Source organism: Cryptocyanus atlanticus LEGE 06306, assembly GCF_056633155.1.
Window position 1 is genome coordinate 57,184 of the sequence record NZ_JBSJOZ010000009.1, and the last position, 23,113, is coordinate 80,296.

At 67.0% G+C, this 23,113-nt stretch carries 21 protein-coding genes; 10 read left to right on the forward strand and 11 right to left on the reverse strand.

Translation table 11 applies throughout. The features are described 5' to 3' along the window. Window positions 1-9 precede the first annotated feature (9 nt). From ACWJI7_RS10420 to ACWJI7_RS10435, 4 genes are read right to left on the reverse strand one after another with little or no spacing between them, the layout of a single operon-like run. The gene (locus tag ACWJI7_RS10420) at window positions 10-1,290 is read right to left on the reverse strand and encodes a SufB/SufD family protein (RefSeq protein WP_479937737.1); all 1,281 of its coding nucleotides are present in this window, start codon (window positions 1,288-1,290) and stop codon (window positions 10-12) included. Next, on the reverse strand, window positions 1,290-2,078 hold the full coding sequence (sufC, locus tag ACWJI7_RS10425) for a Fe-S cluster assembly ATPase SufC (protein WP_479937739.1): 789 nt from the start codon (window positions 2,076-2,078) through the stop codon (window positions 1,290-1,292). The genes ACWJI7_RS10420 and sufC overlap by 1 nt, the downstream gene beginning before the upstream one ends. Window positions 2,079-2,115: 37 nt before the next feature. Continuing rightward, window positions 2,116-3,558: a Fe-S cluster assembly protein SufB gene (gene sufB / locus ACWJI7_RS10430; RefSeq protein WP_479937740.1), complete on the reverse strand. Its 1,443-nt coding sequence runs from the start codon at window positions 3,556-3,558 to the stop codon at window positions 2,116-2,118. 5 nt (window positions 3,559-3,563) lie between these two features. Then, complete coding sequence (locus ACWJI7_RS10435; protein WP_479937741.1) at window positions 3,564-3,935, reverse strand: ferredoxin-thioredoxin reductase catalytic domain-containing protein; 372 nt, start codon at window positions 3,933-3,935, stop codon at window positions 3,564-3,566. Between the two features lie 427 nt (window positions 3,936-4,362). Here ACWJI7_RS10435 and sufR point away from each other — a divergent pair, with 427 nt between their 5' ends. Further along, entirely contained in the window at window positions 4,363-5,025 is a 663-nt protein-coding gene (sufR, locus tag ACWJI7_RS10440) for an iron-sulfur cluster biosynthesis transcriptional regulator SufR (protein ID WP_479937742.1), read from the forward strand. Continuing rightward, on the forward strand, window positions 5,018-5,401 hold the full coding sequence (locus ACWJI7_RS10445) for a hypothetical protein (protein ID WP_479937743.1): 384 nt from the start codon (window positions 5,018-5,020) through the stop codon (window positions 5,399-5,401). Before sufR ends, ACWJI7_RS10445 begins: the two co-directional genes overlap by 8 nt. Here ACWJI7_RS10445 and ACWJI7_RS10450 read toward each other — a convergent pair. Next, entirely contained in the window at window positions 5,373-6,287 is a 915-nt protein-coding gene (locus tag ACWJI7_RS10450; RefSeq protein ID WP_479937745.1) for an EamA family transporter, read from the reverse strand. The two genes, ACWJI7_RS10445 and ACWJI7_RS10450, sit on opposite strands and share 29 nt — an antisense overlap. 21 nt (window positions 6,288-6,308) lie before the next feature. On the opposite strand from ACWJI7_RS10450, the gene ACWJI7_RS10455 reads away from it, so the two are divergent. The 7 genes from ACWJI7_RS10455 to ACWJI7_RS10485 all read left to right on the forward strand — a co-directional run bounded on the left by ACWJI7_RS10455 (window position 6,309) and on the right by ACWJI7_RS10485 (window position 12,475). After that, entirely contained in the window at window positions 6,309-6,908 is a 600-nt protein-coding gene (locus ACWJI7_RS10455; protein WP_479937747.1) for a phycobiliprotein lyase, read from the forward strand. A gap of 96 nt (window positions 6,909-7,004) precedes the next feature. After that, window positions 7,005-7,766, forward strand: coding sequence for a phycobilisome rod-core linker polypeptide (locus ACWJI7_RS10460; protein ID WP_479937749.1), 762 nt, complete (start codon window positions 7,005-7,007; stop codon window positions 7,764-7,766). A gap of 211 nt (window positions 7,767-7,977) precedes the next feature. Continuing rightward, complete coding sequence (locus ACWJI7_RS10465; RefSeq protein WP_479937750.1) at window positions 7,978-9,084, forward strand: DUF4912 domain-containing protein; 1,107 nt, start codon at window positions 7,978-7,980, stop codon at window positions 9,082-9,084. After that, window positions 9,084-9,257, forward strand: a complete 174-nt coding sequence (locus tag ACWJI7_RS10470) for a hypothetical protein (RefSeq protein ID WP_479937752.1) — start codon at window positions 9,084-9,086, stop codon at window positions 9,255-9,257. The genes ACWJI7_RS10465 and ACWJI7_RS10470 overlap by 1 nt, the downstream gene beginning before the upstream one ends. A gap of 93 nt (window positions 9,258-9,350) precedes the next feature. Next, window positions 9,351-10,760, forward strand: a complete 1,410-nt coding sequence (locus tag ACWJI7_RS10475) for a phospholipase D-like domain-containing protein (RefSeq protein WP_479937754.1) — start codon at window positions 9,351-9,353, stop codon at window positions 10,758-10,760. After that, window positions 10,757-11,965, forward strand: coding sequence for an FAD-dependent oxidoreductase (locus ACWJI7_RS10480; RefSeq protein ID WP_479937755.1), 1,209 nt, complete (start codon window positions 10,757-10,759; stop codon window positions 11,963-11,965). Before ACWJI7_RS10475 ends, ACWJI7_RS10480 begins: the two co-directional genes overlap by 4 nt. 39 nt (window positions 11,966-12,004) lie before the next feature. Further along, complete coding sequence (locus ACWJI7_RS10485) at window positions 12,005-12,475, forward strand: hypothetical protein (RefSeq protein ID WP_479937756.1); 471 nt, start codon at window positions 12,005-12,007, stop codon at window positions 12,473-12,475. A 30-nt stretch (window positions 12,476-12,505) separates the two neighbouring features. On the opposite strand, the gene ACWJI7_RS10490 is transcribed toward ACWJI7_RS10485, so the two are convergent. Next, entirely contained in the window at window positions 12,506-13,027 is a 522-nt protein-coding gene (locus ACWJI7_RS10490; protein WP_479937758.1) for a hypothetical protein, read from the reverse strand. 100 nt (window positions 13,028-13,127) lie between these two features. Between ACWJI7_RS10490 and ACWJI7_RS10495 the strand changes: the two genes are divergently transcribed. Then, on the forward strand, window positions 13,128-14,783 hold the full coding sequence (locus tag ACWJI7_RS10495) for an alpha-D-glucose phosphate-specific phosphoglucomutase (protein ID WP_479937759.1): 1,656 nt from the start codon (window positions 13,128-13,130) through the stop codon (window positions 14,781-14,783). On the opposite strand, the gene ACWJI7_RS10500 is transcribed toward ACWJI7_RS10495, so the two are convergent. The 5 genes from ACWJI7_RS10500 to ACWJI7_RS10520 are packed head-to-tail and all read right to left on the reverse strand — an operon-like array spanning window position 14,776 to window position 23,104. Continuing rightward, window positions 14,776-15,075, reverse strand: coding sequence for a hypothetical protein (locus tag ACWJI7_RS10500; protein ID WP_479937761.1), 300 nt, complete (start codon window positions 15,073-15,075; stop codon window positions 14,776-14,778). The genes ACWJI7_RS10495 and ACWJI7_RS10500 overlap by 8 nt on opposite strands. A gap of 1 nt (window position 15,076) precedes the next feature. Continuing rightward, window positions 15,077-18,343 (reverse strand): efflux RND transporter permease subunit, encoded by a 3,267-nt coding sequence (locus ACWJI7_RS10505; protein WP_479937762.1) that lies wholly within the window; start codon window positions 18,341-18,343, stop codon window positions 15,077-15,079. Continuing rightward, window positions 18,340-19,488 carry an efflux RND transporter periplasmic adaptor subunit gene (locus ACWJI7_RS10510; protein WP_479937764.1) on the reverse strand — a complete coding sequence of 383 codons (1,149 nt, stop codon included), beginning with the start codon at window positions 19,486-19,488 and terminating at the stop codon, window positions 18,340-18,342. The genes ACWJI7_RS10505 and ACWJI7_RS10510 overlap by 4 nt, the downstream gene beginning before the upstream one ends. A 56-nt stretch (window positions 19,489-19,544) precedes the next feature. Further along, window positions 19,545-19,799, reverse strand: a complete 255-nt coding sequence (locus ACWJI7_RS10515) for a hypothetical protein (protein ID WP_479937765.1) — start codon at window positions 19,797-19,799, stop codon at window positions 19,545-19,547. After that, complete coding sequence (locus ACWJI7_RS10520) at window positions 19,796-23,104, reverse strand: efflux RND transporter permease subunit (protein ID WP_479937767.1); 3,309 nt, start codon at window positions 23,102-23,104, stop codon at window positions 19,796-19,798. Before ACWJI7_RS10520 ends, ACWJI7_RS10515 begins: the two co-directional genes overlap by 4 nt. Window positions 23,105-23,113: the final 9 nt, after the last annotated feature.

Here is a 23,113-nt window from a genome sequence, read left to right on the forward strand (position 1 = left end):
TTTATGGACTCAACCCTCGTCCAACAGGCGTTGCAGGGGTTGCCAGGGAGCGGCGGCTGCCGGGAGATCCCGCAGAATCTCCTCACAGAAGCCACGCTTCAGCAGTCCTGCGGCGAGGGTGGCGTTGATGCCACGGCTCTGGAGGTAGAACAGCTCATCGGTCTGCAGCCGGCTCACGGTGGCCCCGTGGGCGCAACGCACATCATCGGCCACGATCTCCAGTTCCGGTTTGGTGTCGATGCGGGCCTGGCTGGAGAGCAGCAGGTTGCGACTGAGCTGGGCGGCGTTGGTGCGCTGGGCCGCCCGAGGCACCCTGACAGCGCCATTGAACACGCTGCGGCCATGGTCAGCGGCGATGGCCTTGTGGAGCTGATCCAGCTGGCCGTCGGGGCCGCGGAACTCCACCCGGCTGTGGGTATCCACCACCCGGTGGGCGTCGGCGATCTGCAAAGCCCGGAGCTCGGTGTGGGCAGCCCCTTCCAACTGCACGACCCGCGGCTCGAAACGGGACAGGGCCCAGCCGTGGCTGGCCCAGATGGAACGCAGCCGGCTCCGGGGTTCCTGCTGCACCGCCAGGTGGGCCAGCAGACAGGCCGACCCACCACCGAGGGCCAGCAGGGTGTGATGCAGCTGGGCTTCGCAGCCGAGATGGGCCTCGATCACCAGGCTGCTGAGGCTGGCCCCGGCCCCCAACTGCACCTGCAGCAGCTCAAGCGAGGCCTTCTCCTCCAGCAGCAGGATCACACGCACCGGCCGGAGCTCGCCGTCCGCATCGGCCTGGCTCACCACTTCCAGGGTCGGGAGCACCGATCCGCGCACCCGTAGCCCGAGACATTGGCTGGCACTCGCCTGGTTGAGCTCCACGGGCCAGTGCTGCTCACAGCCACAGGCGGCCAGGGACTGCCCCAGGGCCTGCTGGAGCTCCACTGGATCGAGCCGGCTGAGGCCGGCTGGCAGGGTCCGATCCGCCAGGGGATCGCTGTGGCCATCGAGGACGAGGCGGTAGGCCTCGGGGGCTGCCGGGGGCAGCTCGGCAGCCATGGCGCTGGGATCGGCCGGGTGGGGGGTGAGGGTGGTGAGGGCGGCCAGGTCCGTGAAGCGCCAGTCCTCCTGGCGGCTGGACGGCAGGGGCTGCCGGGCCAGGGCCTCGCGACCGCGCCACTGGACCGCTTCCAGCTCACCGCAGGGAGAAGGCAGGCGATCCAGAAGAGCGGAGACCCAGGCGGAGCTGAGCGCAGGATCGGAGCTGGGGACCGGGGCTGGCCCAGTGCTGGACAGGGAGGCCACCATCAGACCGCCTCCAGGACGGCGAGCTCCTGGTCGATCCAGTCATAGCCGCGCTTCTCAAGCTTGAGAGCGAGCTCCTTTCCACCGGTGCGCAGGATCCGCCCGGCGGCCATCACATGGACGAAATCGGGGGTGATCACATCGAGCAGCCGCTGGTAATGGGTGATCAGCACCGTGGCGTTGTCGGGAGTGGCCAACTGGTTGACTCCCCCGGCCACGATCCGGAGCGCATCGATGTCCAGACCGGAATCGGTCTCATCGAGGATGGCCACGTTCGGCTCGAGCAGGGCCATCTGGAGAATCTCGTTGCGCTTCTTCTCACCCCCGGAGAAGCCCTCGTTGACGCTGCGCTCCAGGAAGGCCGGATCCATCTGCACTACCCGCAGGCGATCCCGCACCAGATCCTCGAAGGCGAAGGTATCCAATTCCTCGGCTCCGTTCTCCCCTCGGCGGGCATTAGTGGCCACCCGCAGAAACTCCAGGTTGCTGACCCCGGGAATCTCGATGGGGTACTGAAAGCCCAGGAAGAGGCCGATGCGGGCCCGCTGCTCCGGCTCGAGCTCGAGCAGGTCGACTCCTCCGTAGCGGACCGTTCCCCGGGTGACGGTGTAGGCCGGATGGCCGGCGAGCACCTTGGAAAGAGTGCTCTTGCCACTGCCATTGCGACCCATCACCGCATGGATCTCTCCGGCACGGATGGTGAGATTCACACCGTGGAGGATCGGCTGATCCTCCACGCGGGCGTGGAGATCAACGATCTCAAGAAGGATGTCGGCGTCGGGTCGGATCACGGGTAAATCGTTGGGGAGGACTTGGGTGGGAGTGCGGTCAGCCCACGGAGCCTTCGAGCTTGAGGGCCAGGAGCTTGTCGGCTTCGGCGGCGAACTCCATCGGCAGCTGATTGAACACGTCGCGGCAGAACCCGCTGACCATCATCGACACCGACTCCTCAAAGCCGATGCCCCGACTCTGGAGATAGAAGAGCTGATCGGCGGAGATGCGGCAGGTGCTGGCCTCATGCTCGATGTTGGCATCGGGTTGCTGGCAGCGGATGTAGGGGTAGGTGTTGGCCGCGGCCTGATCACCGATCAGCATCGAATCGCACTGACTGAAATTACGGGCACCGGCAGCCTTCGGTCCGATCTGCACCAGCCCCCGGTAACTGTTGGAGGAATGGCCAGCGCTGATTCCCTTGCTCACGATCGTGGAGCGCGTGCGTGGGCCCACATGGACCATCTTGGTGCCGGTATCAGCCTGCTGGCAGTTGTTGGTGAGTGCCACGGAATAGAATTCACCCACCGAGTCAGCCCCCTGGAGCACACAACTGGGATACTTCCAGGTGATGGCCGATCCCGTTTCCACCTGGGTCCAGCTGATGTGGCTGCGGTCTCCACGGCACTGCCCGCGCTTGGTCACGAAATTGTAGATTCCACCAACGCCATTTTCATCGCCGGCATACCAATTTTGAACCGTTGAATATTTGATGGAAGCGTCGTCTAGGGCGACGAGCTCCACCACGGCGGCATGCAGTTGATTGGTGTCGAACATCGGGGCAGTGCAGCCTTCCAGGTAACTGACCGAAGCCCCTTCCTCAGCCACGATCAACGTGCGCTCAAACTGCCCCGTGTCACCGGAGTTGATGCGAAAATAGGTGGAGAGCTCCATCGGGCACTCCACCCCTTTGGGGATGAAGACGAATGAGCCATCACTGAAAACAGCGGAGTTGAGAGCGGCAAAGTAGTTGTCATTGCCGGGCACCACCGTACCGAGATAGCGCTCGATCAGTTCGGGATGCTCCTTGACGGCCTCGCTGATCGAGCAAAAGATGACCCCGTGCTCAGCCAGCTTCTCCTTATAAGTGGTAGCGATGGAAACGCTGTCGAAAACTGCATCGACAGCCACATTGCTGAGCCGCTTCTGCTCACTGAGGGGGATGCCCAGCTTGTCGAAGGTTTCCAGCAGTTTTGGATCGACCTCATCAAGACTGGCCTTTTTTTCCTGCTGCTTCGGTGCCGCATAGTAGATGATGCTCTGGTAATCGATCACCGGATAGCCGAGAGCGGCCCAGTCGGGCTCCTTCATGCGGAGCCACTGCCGATAGGCCCGCAGCCGGAAGTCGAGCAGGAAGGCAGGCTCCTCCTTCTTGGCGGAGATCAGCCGGACCACGTCTTCGCTGAGGCCCTTATCAATCTTCTCGGTTTCAATATCGGTGACGAAGCCGTACTTGTACGGCTGACTCACCAGATCTCCAACGGAGGAAGCGCTGCTCATGGTTCTCAGGTGGCGGCGTCGGTGGTATGGGCGCGGATCTCCTCGATCCCGATCGTCTGCTCCTCACCGCGGAAGGGGTTGTCTTCGGTGAGGAACAGCATGCAGTGACACTCCTTGCGTTCCCGCATGGGCACACAGGGGCAGTTCCAGAAGGCCTGAGCCACCTCCGCTTCCTTGTCCTCGTAATGCCGGCAGGGGCAGAGTGCCCCGCCCAGCTGCTCCTTGTGGCGGGCCAGACCCTCCAGCACAACGGCAGTGACCCCGGGGTCACTGCAGAAAAAAGTGCCGGTGCGCTGGGCGTAGGTTTCGGCGAAGCGCCGGATCACTTCCAGGCTTTCGGTGGAGGGGGCCGCCGCGGCGGAAGGAGCGTCGGACATGGTCAGCATCGGGGGAATTGCCGGGATCGGGGGGCCAGGCCCGATCCCGGGATGGTTGGTTGGGCAGTGGCTGCGCCTGGGAACGTTCGGGCTGGCCTGAGGTCCTGGCTGGCTGGGAGGGGTACGCGCTGGAGATCGCTCTGGCTGGGAAACGCTCCGACCGGGCACCGGCGGGGTGGCCATGGACTGAGAGCCGGGCAGGGAGGGAACCGAACCTGAGTTACGAAACTCCGTGGTTTCGTTTCCTGGCACCCTAGGGCAGCAGGGCTGGGGCTGGGGACAGACACGGCGCCCATTGTGACCCTCCAACCCCCTGGGGTTCCGTCTCCCTTCCCCCACCGGGGGCTGCACCCTCCACAACAGCCGGCCAGCCGTGGCAAGGTGAGGGCAGGTCCGAGATAGTCCAGGAATCCGGCCGAGCATCCGAATGAGTGCCTCCGCCCAGGCCCCAACCCGAGAGGCGGCCCTGTCCCTGCTTCTCCGCCTCGGGGAGGCCACGGCGACCGAGCTGGCCTCCAGCCTTGAGGTGTCCGTTCAGGTGATGCGGCGCCATCTGCGCAGCCTGGAAGAAGAAGGGCTGGTGGAAGCCAGTCCAGCCGCCGAAGGTCCGGGCCGACCGAGCAACCACTGGCAGCTCACCCCTGCGGGTCACGGCCAGTTCCCCGATGGCCACGAGCAGTTCGCCATGGGCCTGCTGCAGTCGATGGCGTCCAGCCTTCCCCCCGACACGGTCCAGAAGCTGCTGCGGCAGCAGGCCCTGGCCAAAGCGGTGATCGATCGTCAGCGCATCGGCGAGGGCACGCTCACCGAACGACTCGACCGGCTGGTCGAGCTGAGGCGCTCGGAAGGGTATGTCTCGGAATGCCGCCGGGAGGACGATGGACTCTCCTGGTGCCTGAGCGAGTTTCACTGCTCGGTCTCCCGTCTCGCCGAACAGTTCCCCGTCCTCTGTGACCAGGAGCTGCGTCAGATGCGGCACACCTTCCCCGACTGCAGCGTGGAGCGGGTCCACTGGAGGCTGGAAGGGGGCCACTCCTGCGGCTTCCGGCTCACCCCCCGGGACGGCAGCGTCGCTGGAGCGGATGGCTGAGACGGGCCCCCTTGATCAGGCAGATCTCACCCTGCTTGAGGCCACCCTGCTGCCAACCCTGGAACGCCATCACCTGCGGCTGCTGGCCCACTGCCTCCGCAGCCTGCAGCAGATCGCCGGCCGGCGGGAGGGGTCCATGCCCTCCCGGTCCAGCCTTCGGAGCTGGCTGGCCCATACCCCCTCCCTGGCTTCGGAACCTGAGTTTCGCCAGGTGCTCCTGGAGCAACTGGAAAGCGGCGCCCGCCAGCTCGAGCAACTGGCGATCGACCGCCGCCGCGACCCCCTGGCCCTGGAGCTGGGCGATCTGATCGACGCGGCCGAGGCGGCGGCCCGATCCCGCCTCAGCCTCACGGACCCGCCGCCACCACCAGGCTGACGCCGGCCAGCGCCAGCAGCGCCGCGCCGGCGCCGGCCGGACCGGGCCGATCGCCCTCCAATCCGGCCAGGGGCAGAGCCATCACCGGGGCCGTCGCCAGCAGGGCCACGGCCAGCCCGGCCGGGAGCTGCTGGAGGGCCACCTGCTGGAGGGCGATGCCGGCCGAAGTCCCCAGTAGGGTCGCCACCAGCACCAGGGGCCAGCGGCGCCGGGGCAATCGCGGCCTGACCCCCGGACCGGGCAGGTGCCGCAGCAGGGGGAGGAGCACCAGCGCCGCCGCAGCCAACCGCAGGGTTGCCGACGGGAGCGGGGGCAGTACACCGTCCCGCAGGGCAGCGCGGGAGAGCAGGGCACCGCCGCTGCCACAGAGCAGGGCCGCCAGGGCGAGCAGCAGACCCAGGCGCTGGGTTCCCGGGGCGGGACGCTGATCGTGGGGCGGACGCTGGCGGGCCACCAGCATCACCGCCAGGGATATCAACCCCACCCCAAGCCACTGGGCCGGAGCCGGCAGCTCAGCCAGGAACAGGGCTCCCCCCACGGCCGAGACGGCGGGGCCCCCGGCTTCGACCGTGAGGGTCCTGCGGGTGCCCAGGCGGCGCAGGGCGGCGAAGTAGAAGCTGTCGCCCAGGGCGATCCCCACCACGCCGCTGGCCAGCAGGAGCAGCCAGGACCGGGGGGAGGCCCACCAGCCCCCGACCAGCAGCAGCGGACCCTGCAGGCCCACCGCCAGCAGCGTCTTCAGCAGATTGAGCTGGGCGGCGGACAGGGAGGTGGGCAGGCGGCGCCACAGGAAACTGGCCGTGGCCCAGCACAGCGCGGCGGCCAGGGCGGCCAGAACTCCCGTGGTGGCCACCGTCGGCAGAGGGGACAGGCGAATTGCGATCATCGCTGCACCAGCGCCGCCGCCGTGACCGTTCCGATCGCCGATGCCCTCAGTTTCTTCCAGCTCAGCTGCGGCCGCTGGCTCTCCCAGCGCACCAGCCATCACCTGCTGCACCGCAAGGCAGAAGCGGGCGGTTCCCTGATTGAGGTCAGCGAGGTGCGGGCCGACGATCCCCGCCTGGTGGCGATTGCCGGGCTCCACGCCCAGGACCCTGGCGCCCTGGTGGGGGGCTGCCAGGTGCGCTGGAGCGGATCGATGGCCTGGGACAAGGCGGGCGAAGCCCACCAGGGGGAATCCGTGTTCGGCCTGATCCCCACCGACGCGCTGGGACGGGAAGGATTGCTCCTGCGCGACCGGGGCTATGCCGAAACCGCGCCGGTGGCCGGCCATTTCCGCATGGACGAGCGGGACGGGCTGCTGCTGACCACCGCCTACGAAACAATGAGCAGCCTGGAGCGTTTCTGGTTCCCCAACCCGGACCTGCGACTGCGCACCAGCACCGTGGAGGGACTCTCCAATACGGCCTCGTTCTGCATGGAGCGGCGCTGCCCGGACGGGGAAACCCCAATGGGGGCAGCCGGTTCCCACGACACCATCCCGGTTCCGTCCGCCTTCGGCTGGTAGGGACGGATCATTACGGACTGTGAGCCCTGCCTCGGCGCCGGGGGGGTGGCCCAGGCCGCACTTCTACGATCGCCAGCGACGGATGACGATGTTCGCGTGGCGATCCCGCTTCTGAAGTACGCACCCACCAGCCAGAACTCCCGAGTGAAGGCGTTTCGTGTGGGTTCCGATGAGGATCCGAAAGGTGTCTCCATCGACAAGGCTCTGGGCCGGGAGGAGCAGAACTTCGTGATCGAGGCGGCCTATCGCCAGATCTTCTTCCATGCCTTCAAGGTCGACCGCGACCACACGCTGGAATGCCAGCTGCGCGATGGACAGATCACCGTCCGGGACTTCATCCGGTCGCTCTGCCTCTCGGACACCTTCACCCGCAGCTTCTACAACCTCAACAGCAACTACCGGGTGGCTCGGCACCTGGTTGAGAAACTGCTGGGCCGTCCGGTCCACGGCAAGGCCGAGGAGATCGCCTGGTCTGCCGTGATCATGACCAAGGGCGTGGCTGGTGCCGTCGACCAGATCCTCGACAGCGAGGAATATCTCGACAGCTTCGGCTACGACACGGTGCCCTACCACCGCAACCGGGTCGTGGGATCCCGGGAGGTCGGCGAAACCCCCTTCAACATCACCACACCCCGTTACGAGGCCTACCACCGCGGCATTCTGGGCTTCCCCCAGATCGTCTACAGCGGAACGGCTCGCTCGATCCCCCAGCGCTCCCGCCAGCGCCGTGGAGGTTTCCCCGAGGATTACCTCCCCTGGGTGCGCACCCTGCCGGCCCTTCGCACCGGAGCCGCCACCTCCGGCAACGCCGGGATGGATTACCTCTCGAAAGTCCCGTACCGCAGCGTCGGGCGCTGAATCTTCGAGTTCGGCCCCAGCTGAAGCGGACTGCAACCCACGGAACGGCGGTCAACCCGCCGTTTTTTTTGGCGCGCCCGGCAGCCGTACCCCAGTCAGTGGTTGCTGACTCAGGCAGGTGTCGACGCCGAGAATGGCGGGATCTCCCCCAAACTGATTCCAAACGAAATCCGAGGAAACGGTGACTCAGGCTCTCTCATCTCTGGCTCGTATGACCCTGCGTCAGCTCCGCCAGATTGCCAGTGACCTTGGCGTGAGTCTCTACAGCCGCAAATCCAAGGACGAATTGCTCAGCGAGATCAACACCCGCCAGGGCTCTGAGCCGGAGGCGGATCCAGCCGTCCCCGGCGCACGCCTCGGCGCCTCGGCCGCCGATCTCGCCGGCATGGAAGCCGCCTTCACCCCTGCCCCACGCCCAGACGCCGAAACCAGGGTCGTGTTCCTGCCCCGGGATCCCCAGTGGGCCTACGTGTTCTGGGAGATCGCCGAAGCGGAGCGCAATGCGGCGTTCAAGGCTGGAGCCGGCCAGCTCTGCCTCCGCGTCGCCGACGTCACCGGCCTGCCCGAGGGATCGGCCCACCCCCACACCCTGCAGGAGGTGCCCGTCGACAACCACGCCAGCGAGTGGTATCTGCCCGTTCCGCTGAGCGACCGGGACTATCGCGTGGAGCTCGGCTTTCGCAAGCAGGGTGGCGGCTGGATCTGCCTGGGCTTTTCCGCCGTGGCCCGGGTCCCTGCCCTCCATCCCAGCGAGCAGATTCTCGATCAGTTCGTGCCCTTCTCCCTGGAGGTCTCCTCGGCGGGCTCGATGCCCACGGCTGGAGTGGCGGTCGAATCCCCCCCCGCCGCTGACAACGGACTCCACGAACGCCTCTATCAGTCGGCGACCCTGCGCTGGAAACACTTTGGACGGGGCTCCGAAGCCTTCCACGAACTGGAGGATCTCAGCGCCAGCGGCCAGGTTCGAGGGCTTCACGATTCCGGCGTCGGTCTCTGGGCCAGCGGCCGCCATGCCTCCGGCATCGGCGGAGTGGCTCCGCGTCAACGGGCCTTCTGGCTGGTGGCGGACGCCGAACTGATCGTCTACGGCGCCACCGATCCCTCCGCCACCTTGAGCATCGGCGATGAGGCTGTTCCACTCTCCGCCGATGGAACCTTCCGGGTTCAGGTCCCCTTCCGCGACGGTCAGCAGCTCTATCCGATCCAGGCGGTGGCCGCCGATGGAGACCAGAAGCGGAGCATCACCCTCAAGTTCGAACGCTCCACTCCCGAGGACAACAGCAACCCCTCCAGCCAGGCCGTGGCTGAGTGGTTCTGATGCGCACCGTCGTGGCGCTCACCCCCTTGATCGGCAGCCTTGCCCTCCCGTTGCTTGTTCCCGTCCTGATGGTTCGCGTCGGCATCGGGACGGCCGTCGGCATGGCTGTCCTGGTGAGCACCCTCTGGTTCGTCCTGATGCTCAGGACCGCCGAGATGCCCGGCCACTCCTAGGGCAGGGCCAGGTGAGTGGGGAACTCTTCCAGGAGCCCCCCACCTCCAGCCTTGCCGAACCCCACCCCCGGTCCATGGCTCCACCACGGGGCCATGGCCGCTCTGCTCCTGCCGGCCCTTGCCCTCGGCGGTTGTGCCGGTCGCGCCCGAATCCTCGGCCAGCCCCCTGACGACCTGCCCCTGCCGGCGGGGATCGAGGTGGTCTTCAACCACCGGGCGGATCGCCAGTACCGCAGCCCGATCGATGGCCAGAGCCGCTCTGGCGACGACCTCGAGGCCCTACTCCTCGAGACCATCCGAAACGCCCGCCAGGAGATCCTGGTGGCTGTGCAGGAACTTTCCCTGCCCCGGGTGGCCCACGCCCTGGTGGAGAAACGGCGACAGGGGGTGGCGGTGCGCCTGATTCTCGAGAACACCTACAGCACCCCTTTCAGCGACCAGTCCCCAGCCGATCTCGACAGCCGCCAGCGCTCCCGCCACGCCCAGCTGAGTGCCCTGGCCGACCGGAACCGCGACGGCGTCCTCAACACGGCCGAACGCGAGCAGGGGGACGCCCTGGCGATTCTCGGGCGCGGCGGTGTGCCCCGGATCGATGACACGGCCGACGGAAGCGCCGGAAGTGGCCTGATGCACCACAAATTCCTGGTGGTGGATGGGCACTGGCTGGTCACGGGCTCCGCCAACTTCACCGCTTCGGGTCTGCACGGTGATCCGGGGGCTCCCCGCACCCGCGGCAACGTGAACCACCTGCTGCGCTTCGAGAACCGGGAGCTCGCCGGGATCTTCCGCCGGGAATTCGAGCGGATGTGGGGCGACGGCCCCGGCGGCGCTCCCGACAGCCGCTTCGGCCTCGCCAAGGAAAGCGGCCCGGCGCAGACGGTGGCGATCGGATCGACCCAGGTGACGGTGCTGTTCTCCCCCCACCGGCGCCGGGATCCACACCATGGGCTCACCCTGCTGGAGGATCGCCTGGCCGGCACGCGCCGTCGGCTGGACATGGCTCTGTTCGTGTTCTCCGCCCAGGGAATCGCCGATGCCCTGGCCCGACTGCAGGCGCGAGGCGTGCAGATCCGGCTGCTGGCCGACCCCGGTTTCGCCAGCCGCAGCTTCTCGGAGGTGCTGGATCTGCTCGGACTGGCCATGCCGGACCGGTTCTGCAGGCTGGAAGCCGCTAACGCCCCCTGGGAACAGCCGGCGGGGGGAGTGGGAACGCCCCGCCTGGCGACGGGCGACAAGATGCACCACAAGCTCGCCGTGATCGACGACCAGACGGTCATCACCGGTTCGTTCAACTGGAGTCCGGCCGCCGCCCACGTCAACGATGAGACGCTGCTAATCCTGGAATCGGCCCCCCTGGCCGCCCATTTCGCTCGGGAAATCGACCGGATGTGGCAGGGAGCCGAGCTGGGCGTCACCCCCCGCCTGCAGCGCAAACTGGAGCGCATGCGCCAGACCTGCGGCAGCGGGATCCAGCGGGCCAGCCCTGCCAGCGAGGCCCGATGAATCCTGAACGCCTTCCCGTCGTCATCGTGGGAGCCGGTCCGGCGGGGGCCTGCCTGGCCCTGCTGCTGGCCGAGCGAGGCGTGCCGGTGACTCTGGTGGAGGCCAGCCGCGATCTGGCCCGGCAGTTCCGGGGCGAAGCGCTGATGCCCTCCGGTCTGGAGGCCCTCGAGCAGCTGGGTCTGATGCCCCTGCTGGAGCAGCTCCCCCGGCGGCCCCTGGACGGCTGGTCCTTCCATCTCGACGGCCGGGAGCTGTTCCGGGTCGAAGAGCCCCTCGACGGGGGCCGTCGCTGCACCCTGGTGTCCCAACCCGCCCTGCTGGAAGCGATCCTGGAGCGGGCCCAGAGCTGGCCAGACTTCCGCTGGCTGCCCGGCCAGCCGGTGCGTGACCTGCTGGTGCATCGGGGCCGGGTGGCGGGGGTGCGCCTGGCCGGCGGTCGACGTCTGCCCGCCCTCCTGGTGATCGGCAGTGATGGCCGCTCCTCGACCGTTCGCACCCGAGCGGGACTGGCGCTGGATCGATCCAGCAGCCCGATCGACCTGCTCTGGTTTCGGCTGCCGGAACACCCAAGCTTCCTGAGCGACAACGTTTTCACCCAGCTGCTCGGCCGTGGCGGCGCCTGCAGCGTCTTCCACGGGGCCAGGGCTGGTGAGCTGCAGCTGGGCTGGGTAGTGGATCCCGGGGAGCGGATCGAGCGCAGTGGGCCCGCCTGGGCGGAAACCTTCGCCGGCCTCGCCCCGGCCTGGCTGGCGGCCCATTTCCGCCGGGAAGCCCGGGCCCTCAGCGCCCCCATCGCCCTGACGGTGCAGGTGGGCCTCGGCCGGTGCTGGCATCGACCCGGCCTGCTGCTGCTGGGGGATGCGGCCCATCCGATGAGCCCGATCCGGGCCCAGGGCATCAACATGGCCCTGAGGGACACGATCGTCGCCGCGAATCGGCTGATGCCGGCCCTGCGGGCGAACAGCCCAGGCTGGGTCGACGCGATGCTGGCCACGGTCCAGGCCGAGCGGGAGCCCGACATCCGCCGGGCCCAGGAGCTCCAGCGGCTGGAGGCCAGCCAGGGCCTGCTGCTGCGGCAGTGGCCCTGGCTTCGCCAAGCCCTGCTGGGGTCGCCGCTTCCGGTGCGCCGTCGGCTCCGGCACCGCTGGCTGACACGTCAGCGGCCGCTCCGACACGGCCTCGGCACGGTTCGGCTCACCGTCTGAGCCGGTCGGCATGATGGACATCGACTCCGCAGCCCTGTCATGGCCCGGTCCAGCCTCGTCGCCACGCTGCTGACCTCTGCCCTGTGCCCGCTCCTGGCGGGCACGGGCACCCCGGCGCGAGCCGCGGAGGCCTTCATTCCCTATCCCAGCAATGAAGCCCTCCGCGAAGTTCAACTGGCCGCCATCGCCTGCGGCCGGGAGAACACGGCCAGCAGCTGCGAGCGGGCCCGCAGCCTGGCCGATCCGCTGATGGACCACCCGCTGCTGCCGGGGTTCTGCAAGGACGCCGTCTGGGAGGTGGTTCAGTCATCCCAGACGACCAGCAGCAACGACTTCACCCGCTGGGACCGGGTGGATCAGGCGGCGGAGCGGCTGGTGACCAGTTGCCGGCGCCGGCCCGCGGCGCCGGCCCGCACGGACGGTCCCCCGGGTGGGCCGCCCTCGGGTGCTCCTTCCGGTCAGCCGCCAGGCAACCGGCCCTCCGGATTCGGATTCGGCACCGCCCCCTGACCCCCTGACCCGACGGGGAACCCCGTCGGGTCAGGGGGTCTCGGTCTGGGACGGGTCACTGAGCTCCAGCAGGGCCCGGGCCGAGCGATCCATGAAGGGCATCGTCCAACCGGTGCTGACCACCACCTCCTCGGCCAGGCGGCACAGGGGTGAGCCGAGGCCTTCGGCCTGACAACTGGAGGAAAGTCCCAGCAGGGCGTTGGTCAACTTGCCCATCAGACAGCTGTCGTCGCCGGACCTGGCCAGGACGGCCTTGGCGGCGACCCGGGTGCGGGCGATGGCTTCGTTGAGCGGTCGGGCCGGGGCCGCACCCATGACGGCGGCTCCCGCCCTCTGGCCCCCTGCGCTGAGCAGGCCGGCCGAGACCAGGGCCAGCGCCATCCCCCACAACCTCAACCCACTCCAGGCTCCGGGGGAGCGGAACCTGAGCGATCCGGCCCGGGAGGCGCCGGGCTCCGAGCGGACGGTCCGCTCCGGCTGGAACGGCCGGTCGGTCGGGCCATGGCCGCCGGACCGGGAAGGGCCGTGGATCCGGGAAGGGCGTTCAGCCATGGCAGCGCGGGTGACCTGACTCCCACGTTAACGAGCGCGGATCGGCCTGCCGGGCGGGTCCGGCCCCCAGGGCTAGCCTGACGTCCTCCGGCCGGCCCCCATGACCAGCAGCGCCTCCTCCCTGGCGATCCGTCAGGTTCCCCTGAGCGCGCCCTTCACCGATCAGAGGCCGGGCACCTCCGGATTGCGCAAAAGCAGCCACCGGTTCGCCCAGCCCCACTACCTGGAGAGCTTCATCGAAGCGGTCTTCAGGGTGCTGCCGGGGGTGGCCGGTGGAACCTTGATCGTCGGCGGCGACGGCCGTTACGGCAACCGCCACGCCATCGACGTGATCATCCGCATGGGGGCGGCCCATGGCCTGTCCCGGCTCATCACCACCACGGATGGCATCCTTTCCACCCCCGCCGCCTCCCACCTGATCCGCAGCCACGGCGCGATCGGAGGAATCATCCTCTCGGCCAGCCACAATCCCGGCGGCCCCGAGGGGGATTTCGGCGTCAAGGTGAACGGAGCCAATGGTGGCCCGGCCCCCGAATCGATCACGGAGGCCATCTACGCCGCCACCACGACCCTGGAGGGCTACCGCATCGTCGATGCCGATCCCCCCCACCTCGACAGCCCGGACCAGTGGAGGGTCGGGACACTACGGGTCGAGGTGATCGACGGGGTGGAGGACTACGTGAGCCTGTTGCAGGGCCTGTTCGACTTCGATCAGATCGCCGACCTGCTGCGTGGCGACCTGCCGATCGCCTTCGACGCCATGCACGCCGTCACCGGACCCTACGCCCGGCGTCTCCTCGAAGGCCTGCTCGGCGCTCCGGCGGGAACGGTACGCCACGGGATCCCGCTGGAGGATTTCGGCGGAGGCCATCCCGACCCCAACTTGACCTACGCCCATGATCTGGCGGCGCTGCTGCTGGAGGGCGATCACTACCGCTTCGGCGCCGCCTGCGACGGCGACGGCGACCGCAACATGATTCTGGGGTCCCATTGTTTCGTGAATCCCAGTGACAGCCTGGCGGTCCTCACCGCCAACGCCGCTCTGGCGCCCGGTTACGCCGGGGGGCTGGACGGAGTCGCCCGATCGATGCCGACCAGTGCGGCCGTCGATGTGGTGGCCCGTGACCTGGGGCTGCCCTGCTACGAAACCCCCACCGGCTGGAAATTCTTCGGGAATCTGCTCGATGCCGGCCGGATCACGCTCTGCGGCGAGGAGAGCTTCGGTACCGGCAGCAATCACATCCGGGAGAAGGACGGGCTCTGGGCCGTGCTGTTCTGGTTGCAGATCCTGGCGCGGCGGCGCTGCTCCGTGGCCGAGGTGATGGCCGAGCACTGGAGCCGCTTCGGTCGGCACTATTACTCCCGTCACGATTATGAAGCGGTGGCCGGCGACCGGGCCCATGGGCTCTACGACCGGCTCCGGGGGATGCTCCCCCAGTTAGTGGGCGCATCCTTCGCTGGCCGGCGCATCACCACCGCCGACGACTTCAGCTACACCGATCCGGTCGACGGCTCACTCACCACGGGCCAGGGACTGCGTCTCCTGCTCGAGGACGGCAGCCGGGCGGTGGTGCGCCTCTCGGGCACCGGCACCCAGGGAGCCACCCTGCGGCTGTATCTGGAGAGCTATGTGGGCGCGGGCGGCAACCTCGGCCGGGATCCGCAGGAGGCCCTGGCTGATCTCATCTCCGCCTCCGACCAGCTCGCCGAGATCCGCCGCCGCACGGGGATGGAGCGCCCCACGGTGATCACCTGAGGCCGTCCCCACCGCCATCGAGGGGAGCTCCGGGCTCGCCACGCCGGGTCAGCCCGATCTGACGCAGGCTTTCCCCCCAGACGCCGCAGAAGCCCGCCATCCCCACCACCACCACCCAGAAGCGGGGGTGAATCGGCGGCAGGAGTTCACCCGGAGATCTCGAGGCCCGGTGGGCCAGGCTCAGCAGCAACAAGGAGGCACAGACGTTGATCACCCCCGCCAGCATGATCCGGCGGCGGTCGACCCGCAGCTGGCGCTGGGGACGATATCCGGCAGGCTTGGGCAGGGGCATCTCAGCGGGCCGGTAGCACCGGTTCGGTCTGCTGGCTGGCCGGGAACCAGGCGGCCTCCAGCTGCTTCATCAACACGTAGAACGATGGCACCACGAACAGACTGAGCACGGTGGCCACCAGCAGCCCCCCGAAGATCACCGCGCCGAGGGACTGCTGACTGAGGGCTCCGGCCCCACTGGCCACGAGCAGGGGAAAGAACCCAGCCAGGGCCGCCATGGCCGTCATCAGAATCGGGCGCAGGCGGGAGCAGGCGGCCGCCAGGGCCGCCTCCGCCGCCGTCATCCCCTGCTCCATCCGCTGGTTGGCCAGATCAACGATCAGAATCCCATTCTTGGCGGCCAGGCCGATCAACGTCACCAGACCCACCTGGGCATACACATTGTTCACCTGGCCGCGCAGCACCAGGAAGAGCAGGGCTCCGAGCATCGCCAGCGGCACCGTCATCAGGATGATCAGCGGATCGATGTAGCTGCCGTACTGGGCCGAGAGCACCAGATACACCACCACGATCCCGAGGGCGAACACAAGGATGGCCAGGGCACCGGCCGCCACCTCCGAGCGCGTCAGGGCCGACCAGGCGGAACCGATGTTGGCGAAGTTGAACTGGCGAAAGGTGTCAGCCAGAGTGTCGATCGCCTGGCCGCTGCTCTTGCCCAGGGCTTCCACCCCCTGAATCAACACCGTGCGGTAGAGATCGAAGTGGCTGATGATCGGCGGTGCACTGTCCAGGCGGGCCTGCACCACGTTGGAGAGGGGAACCAGCTGGCCGGAGCGGTTGGAGACATTGAGATCCTGCAGATCCTGGACCATGCTGCGATGGGCCGCATCGGCCTGCACGTAGACCTGGCGGTATTGCTGCTGCTCATAGGTCTGGTTGACGAAACTGCCCCCTGTGAGGGTGCCCAGCACCTGCATGGCGTCTGCAAAATCGATGTCGAGGGAGGCCATCCTGTCCCGGTCCACATCCAGACGCCAGACCGGGGCATCACTGATGAACTGGGTGTAGAGATTGCGGAAGGTTCCGGTGGCCCTGGCCTTGCCGATCAGCTCACCGGCGAGAGTGGAGAGTTCGGTGGGACTGTAGCCACCGTTGCTGAGGTCATTGAACTGGAAGGACAGGCCCCCCTGGGCGCCGAAACCGGGCACGGCCGCCGGGGCCTGAGCCAGCACCACGGCACCGGGAATCTCAGCGAAGGCCTTGTTCATCCGCAGGATGATCGCGTTGGCCGACTGCTGGGGGCTGGTGCGCTCCTCGATTGGCTTCAGTCCGAAGAAGAAGAGACCCTGGTTCAGCGAGCCTCCGTTGAAACCGGCTCCGCCGACCATCTCACCGGACACCACGTCGGGCTCCTTGGCGATGATTTTTCTGGCCTGATCCGCCACTCCCATCGTGGCCTCGATCGAGGCCTGGGCTGGCAATTGAATGATGCCCAGGCCGTAGCCCTGATCTTCGGTGGGAACGAAACCGGTGGGGATGAGCACGAAGGCGGCGCCGGTGAGCAGCACCCCCCCCAGCAGACCGATGGCCACAAGACGCCTCAGCCGGATCACCTGCTCCAGCAGAGCCGCATAGCCGCGGGCCAACCGGTCGAACCCCCTGTTGAACGCCGCGAAGATGGGCATCAGGAAGGAGCCGATCACCGCCCCGACCAGTCCCAGCACCAGGGCCAGCAGCCAACCACCGGCCAGGGTGCCGTACAGGGCGCCGAGCCCACCGCCGATCGCCGTCCAGCGCCATCCGCGGGGTTCCGTCTTGCCACCACCGAGCAGCAGCGCTGACTGCAGGGGTTTGCCGGTGATGGCATTGAAGGTGGACACGATGATCGAGAAGACGATCGTGAGCGCGAACTGCCGGTAGATCACCCCGGTGGCGCCGGGGAAGAAGGCCACAGGCACGAACACGGCCAGCAGCACCAGCGCCGTGGCAAAAATAGCTCCGGTCAGTTCCTTCATGGCATTGGACGCAGCCACGAAGGGAGGATCGCCGGCCTCGATCCGAGCCGACACGGCCTCCACCACCACGATCGCGTCGTCCACTACCAGCCCCGTGGCCAGGATGATGCCCAGAAGAGTGAGTTCGTTGATCGAAAACCCGAAGGCCTTCACGAACACCATCGCGCCCAGCAGCGCGATCGGCAGAGCCAGGGCCGGGACGGCGGTGGCCTTCCAGTCCTGCAGGAACAGGAAGATGATCAACAGCACCAGCACCACCGCATCGCGGAGGGCATCGAGGGCTCCTTCGATCGAGGCATTGATGAAGTCAGTCTGATCGAACACCTTTTCCAGAACCACTCCTGGGGGCAGGGAGTTCCGGAACTGGGTGAGGACCACGTCCACAGCCTTGGCCGTGGAAATGGCATTACTTCCGGGGAGCTGAATGACCCCGAACCCGACGGAGGGAAAGCCACTGATGGCATTCACCGCCGATTGGTTGAAATTCTGGAAGGCGTACTCAGCTCGCCCCACATCGCCAAGCCGGATCAGGCCTCCGTCGGGGCCTTTAGCCAGGATGAGTTTCTCGAATTGCGCAACGGTTTCGAGATTTCCATTCACAAGAATCGGAAAGGTGCTGCGATTGGTGCGCAGCGAAGGGGGACCACCAATGCTGCCTGCCACCACCACCACATTCTGGGACTCCAGCGCATTCACCACATCGGTGACCGAAAGATTGAAGCGGGAGAGTCGCAGGGGATCAACCCAGAGGCGAAAGGCTGGGTCGGCGGCACCGAAGATATTCACCTGGCCGACACCGTCGGCGCGGGTCAGCGGATAGAGCAGATTGAGCTGGAGCAGACCATTAAGGTAATTATTATCGAATTGACCCTCACTCGAAGTGAGATTGTAGACCAGAAGATAACTGCCTGAAGTCTGCTGAACCGTCACCCCCTGGGCATTCACCTGCGGCGGCAGCTGGGGGCTGGCTGTCTGCACCCGGTTCAGCACATTCACCTGGTCGATATCGGGATTCGTACCTGGTTTGAAATAGACATTGATCTGGCTGCTTCCCTCCCCGGTGCTGGTGGAGGTGATGTAGTCCATTCCGGGAGCACCGTTGATCTGCTCCTCGAGGGGGCCCGTCACCGCGCTCTCGACCGTGAGGGCATCGGCACCCGGCAGGCTGGCGTTCACCTGGATCGTGGGTGGTGCGATGTCGGGCAGGTTTTCGATCGGCAGCAGCGGCAGGCTGATCACCCCGGCCAGCAGGATCAGCACGCTGCACACCGTGCTGAGCACGGGTCGGCGGATGAAGGTGTCCGACAGGCTCATGGGCGGGTCTGGGAGGCCGGGGGCGCGGCGGGGGCGGGAGCGGAGGCCCGCACGGCGAGACCGCTGCGCAGCTGGGCCAGGTTGCCCAGGATCACCGCATCGCTGGTCTGCAGCCCCGAGGTCACCGGGTAGACCCCGCTCTGGAGCGTGCCAAGGGTCACGGGCACCTGCACGGCCACCAGAGACCCGGCCGGGGGCGCCGGTTCGATCTCCCGACCCAGGCGGGCACGGGCCTGCTGAGGACTCACCGCCAGGAACACGAAGGTCTTGCCGGCCTGAAGCAGCACCGCCTGCTCAGGAATTGAGAGGGTGCTGCCCTGGGAAAAGATCAAGGTGGCATTGACCCGCTGGTTGTTGCGCAGGGCGCCGTCCCTGTTGGCGAAGGTGGCCTTCACTAACAGGGTCTGACGTTCCTTGTCGAGCGAGGGCGCCACGAAGCTCACGGCGCCGCGGGCGATCAATTCCGGGCGATCGGGGGCCCGCAGCACCACCGGCAGGCCAGGCCTGACCCGGGCGGCATCCTCTCCGGGAACATCCAACCGCACCCAGAGCTGGGAATTGTCAACCACGCTGGTGACCGCGGCTCCGGCCCGCACGACGTCACCGGGTTTGGCCAGCAGGCTGCCCACCTGGCCCGCGATGGGGGCGGTGACGTTCTTGTAACCCAGCGTGGCCTGGGAAGCCTTCAGTTGATCGCGGCTCTGCAGGGCCTGGGTGATGTAGAAATCGCGCTCCTTGGTGGAGACGGCGCCCTGATCATTCAGAAAGATGTAGCGCTCCGCATTGATCACGTCCTTGCGGGCCTCAGCCGTATCGGCGTCGGTAGCCGCCTGCTGCTGGACCTGGTCGAGGCGGAAGAGCAGGTCACCCCGCTGGACCGGCTGGCCCTCCTGCATGGGCATGGCCACGATGCGGCCATCGATCTCCGCCGCGAGCTTCACCTCCCGGATGGCCTCCAGCGTGCTCTGGTAATCGGCTGAGTCGGTGAAGACCGACGGACGGGGATTGACCACCTTCACCGCGGGAGGCGGTTGCAGAGGAGGCTTGGACGGAGCACAACCAAGCACCGAAGCCAGCGCCGCCAGAGTGGAGGCCGCCAGAAGGAGGGTGGGGGGGCGCAAGGGGCGGATCACGGATTCGGCCATGGCTTGCGAAGGTTAGGAGCAGAGCCGCCCCCTTGCGACGGGGGAGCGACCGATATTCAGCGGCGCTTCTGGTGATAATCGCGCTCGGGATTGCGCTCCTGAAGCTGGCGCACCGACTCGAGCGTGAGGCCGGCAAAGCCCCCGAAGGCGCTCAGCAGGGCGTTGTAGATCAGAAAGGCCCGACGGGGAATCTCCACGGGCGTGTTGCGCACCACCACCGACAGCATCAGGGCCAGGGCCAGTCCGAGAGCGGCACCGACCAGCGCCGCCATCAGCACCTTGCGTCCATTCAGGGGGGCTGGCTGGGTCATCCTTCGACCGGAGTCGGGGCCGGTGGCGGAGTCTGCCGGTCTGGAGCCGCTGGAGTGAGCCACTGCTTCATAACCACATAGAAGACGGGAACCACCAGCAGCGACAGCACCGTGGCCACCAGCAGCCCGCCGAACACCACGGTTCCCAGGGACGCCTGGCTGCGGGCCCCGGCCCCGCTGGCGAGGACCAGCGGCAGGAAGCCGAACAAGGAAGAAATGGCCGTCATGATGATCGGCCTCAGACGGGATCGGGCCGACTCCCGGGCCGCTTCGAGGGGGCTGGCTCCCTCGGCCATGCGCTGGTTGGCCAGATCCACGATCAGGATGCCGTTCTTGGCGGCCAGGCCGATCAGCATCACCAGGCCCACCTGGGCGTAGATGTTGAGTTCGTAGCCCCGCAGGCCGAGGAAGATCAGGGCCCCGAGCATGGCGGTTGGCACCGTCATCAGGATGATCAACGGATCGCTGTAACTCTCATACTGGGCCGCCAGCACCATGTAGACCACCAGGATGCCCAGGGCGAAGATCACCACCGCCAGGGCCCCGGCCTTCACCTCCTCCCTCGAGAGGCCGGTCCAGTCGTAGCCGAGGCCGGGAATGTCGAGCTCGCGGAAGCTGGCGAGCATTCCCTTGATCGCCTGCCCGGAGCTGTTGCCCGCCGCGGGGGAACCCTCCACCTTGATCGAGCGATAGAGATTGAAACGGGGAATGATCGATGGCCCCGTGACTGGTTCCACCTGGAAGAATTCGGCGAGGGACACGGCCTCACCCCCGGCGTTCTTGACGAAGATCGATTTCAGCCGATCGGGAGTGGCCCGGAACTGCTCGTCTGCCTGGACGTAGACGCGTCGCACCCGGCCATCCTGGAAGGTGTCGTTGATGTAGGCGCCCCCGAAGTAGAAGCTGAACGTCTGCATCGCCTGGCCGTAATCGACCCCCAGGGAGGCCAGACGATCCCGGTCAACCTGGATGGCCAGCTGGGGGGACTCCGGGCTGAACTGGGTGAACGGGCTTCTGGAGTCGTAGAGGGGACGACCATTGACCTCGATCGCCCTGGCCCTGGAGATCAGGTCGGTGGACGCTCCGAAGAACTCCGGCAGGGAGATGGCGCCACCACTCTGGTTGAGCATCTGGAACTCGAAGCCACCGGACGCGCCGAAGCCTGGAATGGCGGGGGGTTCCACCACGATCACCCGGGCCTCCTGGATCGTGGCCAGCTTCTGGCGCAACCGCTCGGTGATCGCCCCCATCGACTGGTCCGCACTCTGACGTTCGTTCCAGTTGGTGGTGCCGAAGAAGAACAGGCCCTTGTTGGGGGCGTTGCCATCGAGGCTGGCGCCGCTGAAGATCGCCGCCGAGCGGATGCTGGGTTCGGTCCGCAGCACCTCGGCCACCCGGGCGTTGATGCGTCGGGTGTTCTCCTCCGATCCCCCATCTGGAGCCTGAACGAATCCGATGCCGTAACCCTGATCTTCGATCGGAACAAAACCACTGGGAATGGCGTTGAAGGCGACCCCGGTGAGGGTCAGGCCGGCCAGCAGCAGGGCCATCACCAGCTTGCGGCGACCGAGCACCCAGCCAAGCAGGCCGTCGTAGCGACGTTCGAACACCGCGTAGAACCGGTTGAAGGCGGCGAAGATCGTGAGGGTGAACCAGCCGAGGGTCAGGCCGATCGCGGCGAACAGGATCAGGCTGAGCGGGGACCCGAAACCGCCCCCCACCAGCAGCCCGTAGAGGAGGCCGATCACCAGGCCGCCGATGCCATAGGCCCGGCGGCCCGGCGGAGGGCTCTCACGGGCCAGCAGCAGGGCCGAGAGCATCGGGGAGAACGTGAGGGCGTTGAAGGTGGAGATGGCCACCGAAAAGATGATCGTGGCCGCAAACTGCTTGTAGATCGTGCCGGTGGCGCCAGGGAAGAACAGCACCGGCAGAAACACGGCAAACAGCACCAGTGAGGTGGAGATCACCGCGGAGAAGAGCTCATCCATGGTGGCCCGGGCCGCCGCCAGGGCACTGAGACCCTCCGACTTTTTCGTCGAGGTGTCCTCGATCACCGTGATGGCGTCATCCACCACCAGACCCGTGGCCAGAACAAGACCGAACAGGGTGAGTTGATTGAGCGAAAAGCCGAACACCTTCACCAGGAAGAAGGTGCCCACCAGGGCAACCGGGATGGCGATGGCCGGCACCAGCGTGGCTTTCCAGTCCTGCAGGAACAGAAACAGGATCAACACCACCAGCAGCACCGCATCCCGCAGCGAGCCGGTCACCCCCTCGATCGAGGCTTCGATGAAATCGGTGCTGTCATAGATGGGCTCGATCTTCAGGCCCGGTGGCAGGGTGGCCTCGAAATCGGCCAGCACCTCCTTCACCCCATCGGACACCTCCAGGGCATTGCTGCCCCCCAGCTGGTAGACCGCCAGACCGACCGAGGGCACCCCACGCAGGTCGGTGGAGCTCACGTCGAAACTCTCTCCACCCAGTTCGGTGCGACCCACGTCTCGAAGGCGGATCAGACCTCCGTCGTCGGTGCGCCCCAGGATGAGGGCATCGAATTCCCGCTGGCTGACCAACCGGCCCTGGAGCTGCACGGTGAGGGTGTATTGCTGGCCCTCGGGTGCGGGGGCTCCGCCCACACGGCCAGCTGCCACCAGACGGTTCTGGCTGTTGAGGGCCGTCACCACATCATTGGAGGTGAGATTGTTGGCCGCCAGCTTGTCAGGATCCAGCCAGAGCCGGAATGACAGTTGACGATTGCCGAAATAGGTGATGCTGCCAACACCCCTCACCCGACGGATGGCATCCGTGAGATTGAGATCCAGCAGCCCGCTGATCGTCTCGATGCTGAACGGGTTGGCTGGATCCTCGCTCACGAAGTTATACACCAGCAGGATCGAATTGGAGGCCTTGTTGACCACCACTCCCGATTGGCGCACTTCGGTGGGGAGCTGGGGCTGGGCCAGCGCCACCCGGTTCTGGACGTTCACCTGATTGATGTCCCCATCACTGCCGCTGGCGAAGGACACCGTGATCGCGCTGGTCCCGTCAGCGGCGCTGGTGGAGCTGATGTACTCCATGTTCTCGACGCCGTTGATCTGCTGCTCCAGCACCGAGGTGACCCCCTCTTCGACACTCACCGCGTCGGCGCCGTTGTATCGGGAGGTGACCGTGACGGTGGGCGGGGCGATGTCCGGCAGACTCTCGACCGGCAGTAGGGGGATGGCGATCAATCCCGCGAACACGATCAGCAGGCTGCACACCACGGTGAGAACCGGGCGGACGATGAACGTGTTGGAAGGGGACATCGAGCGGTG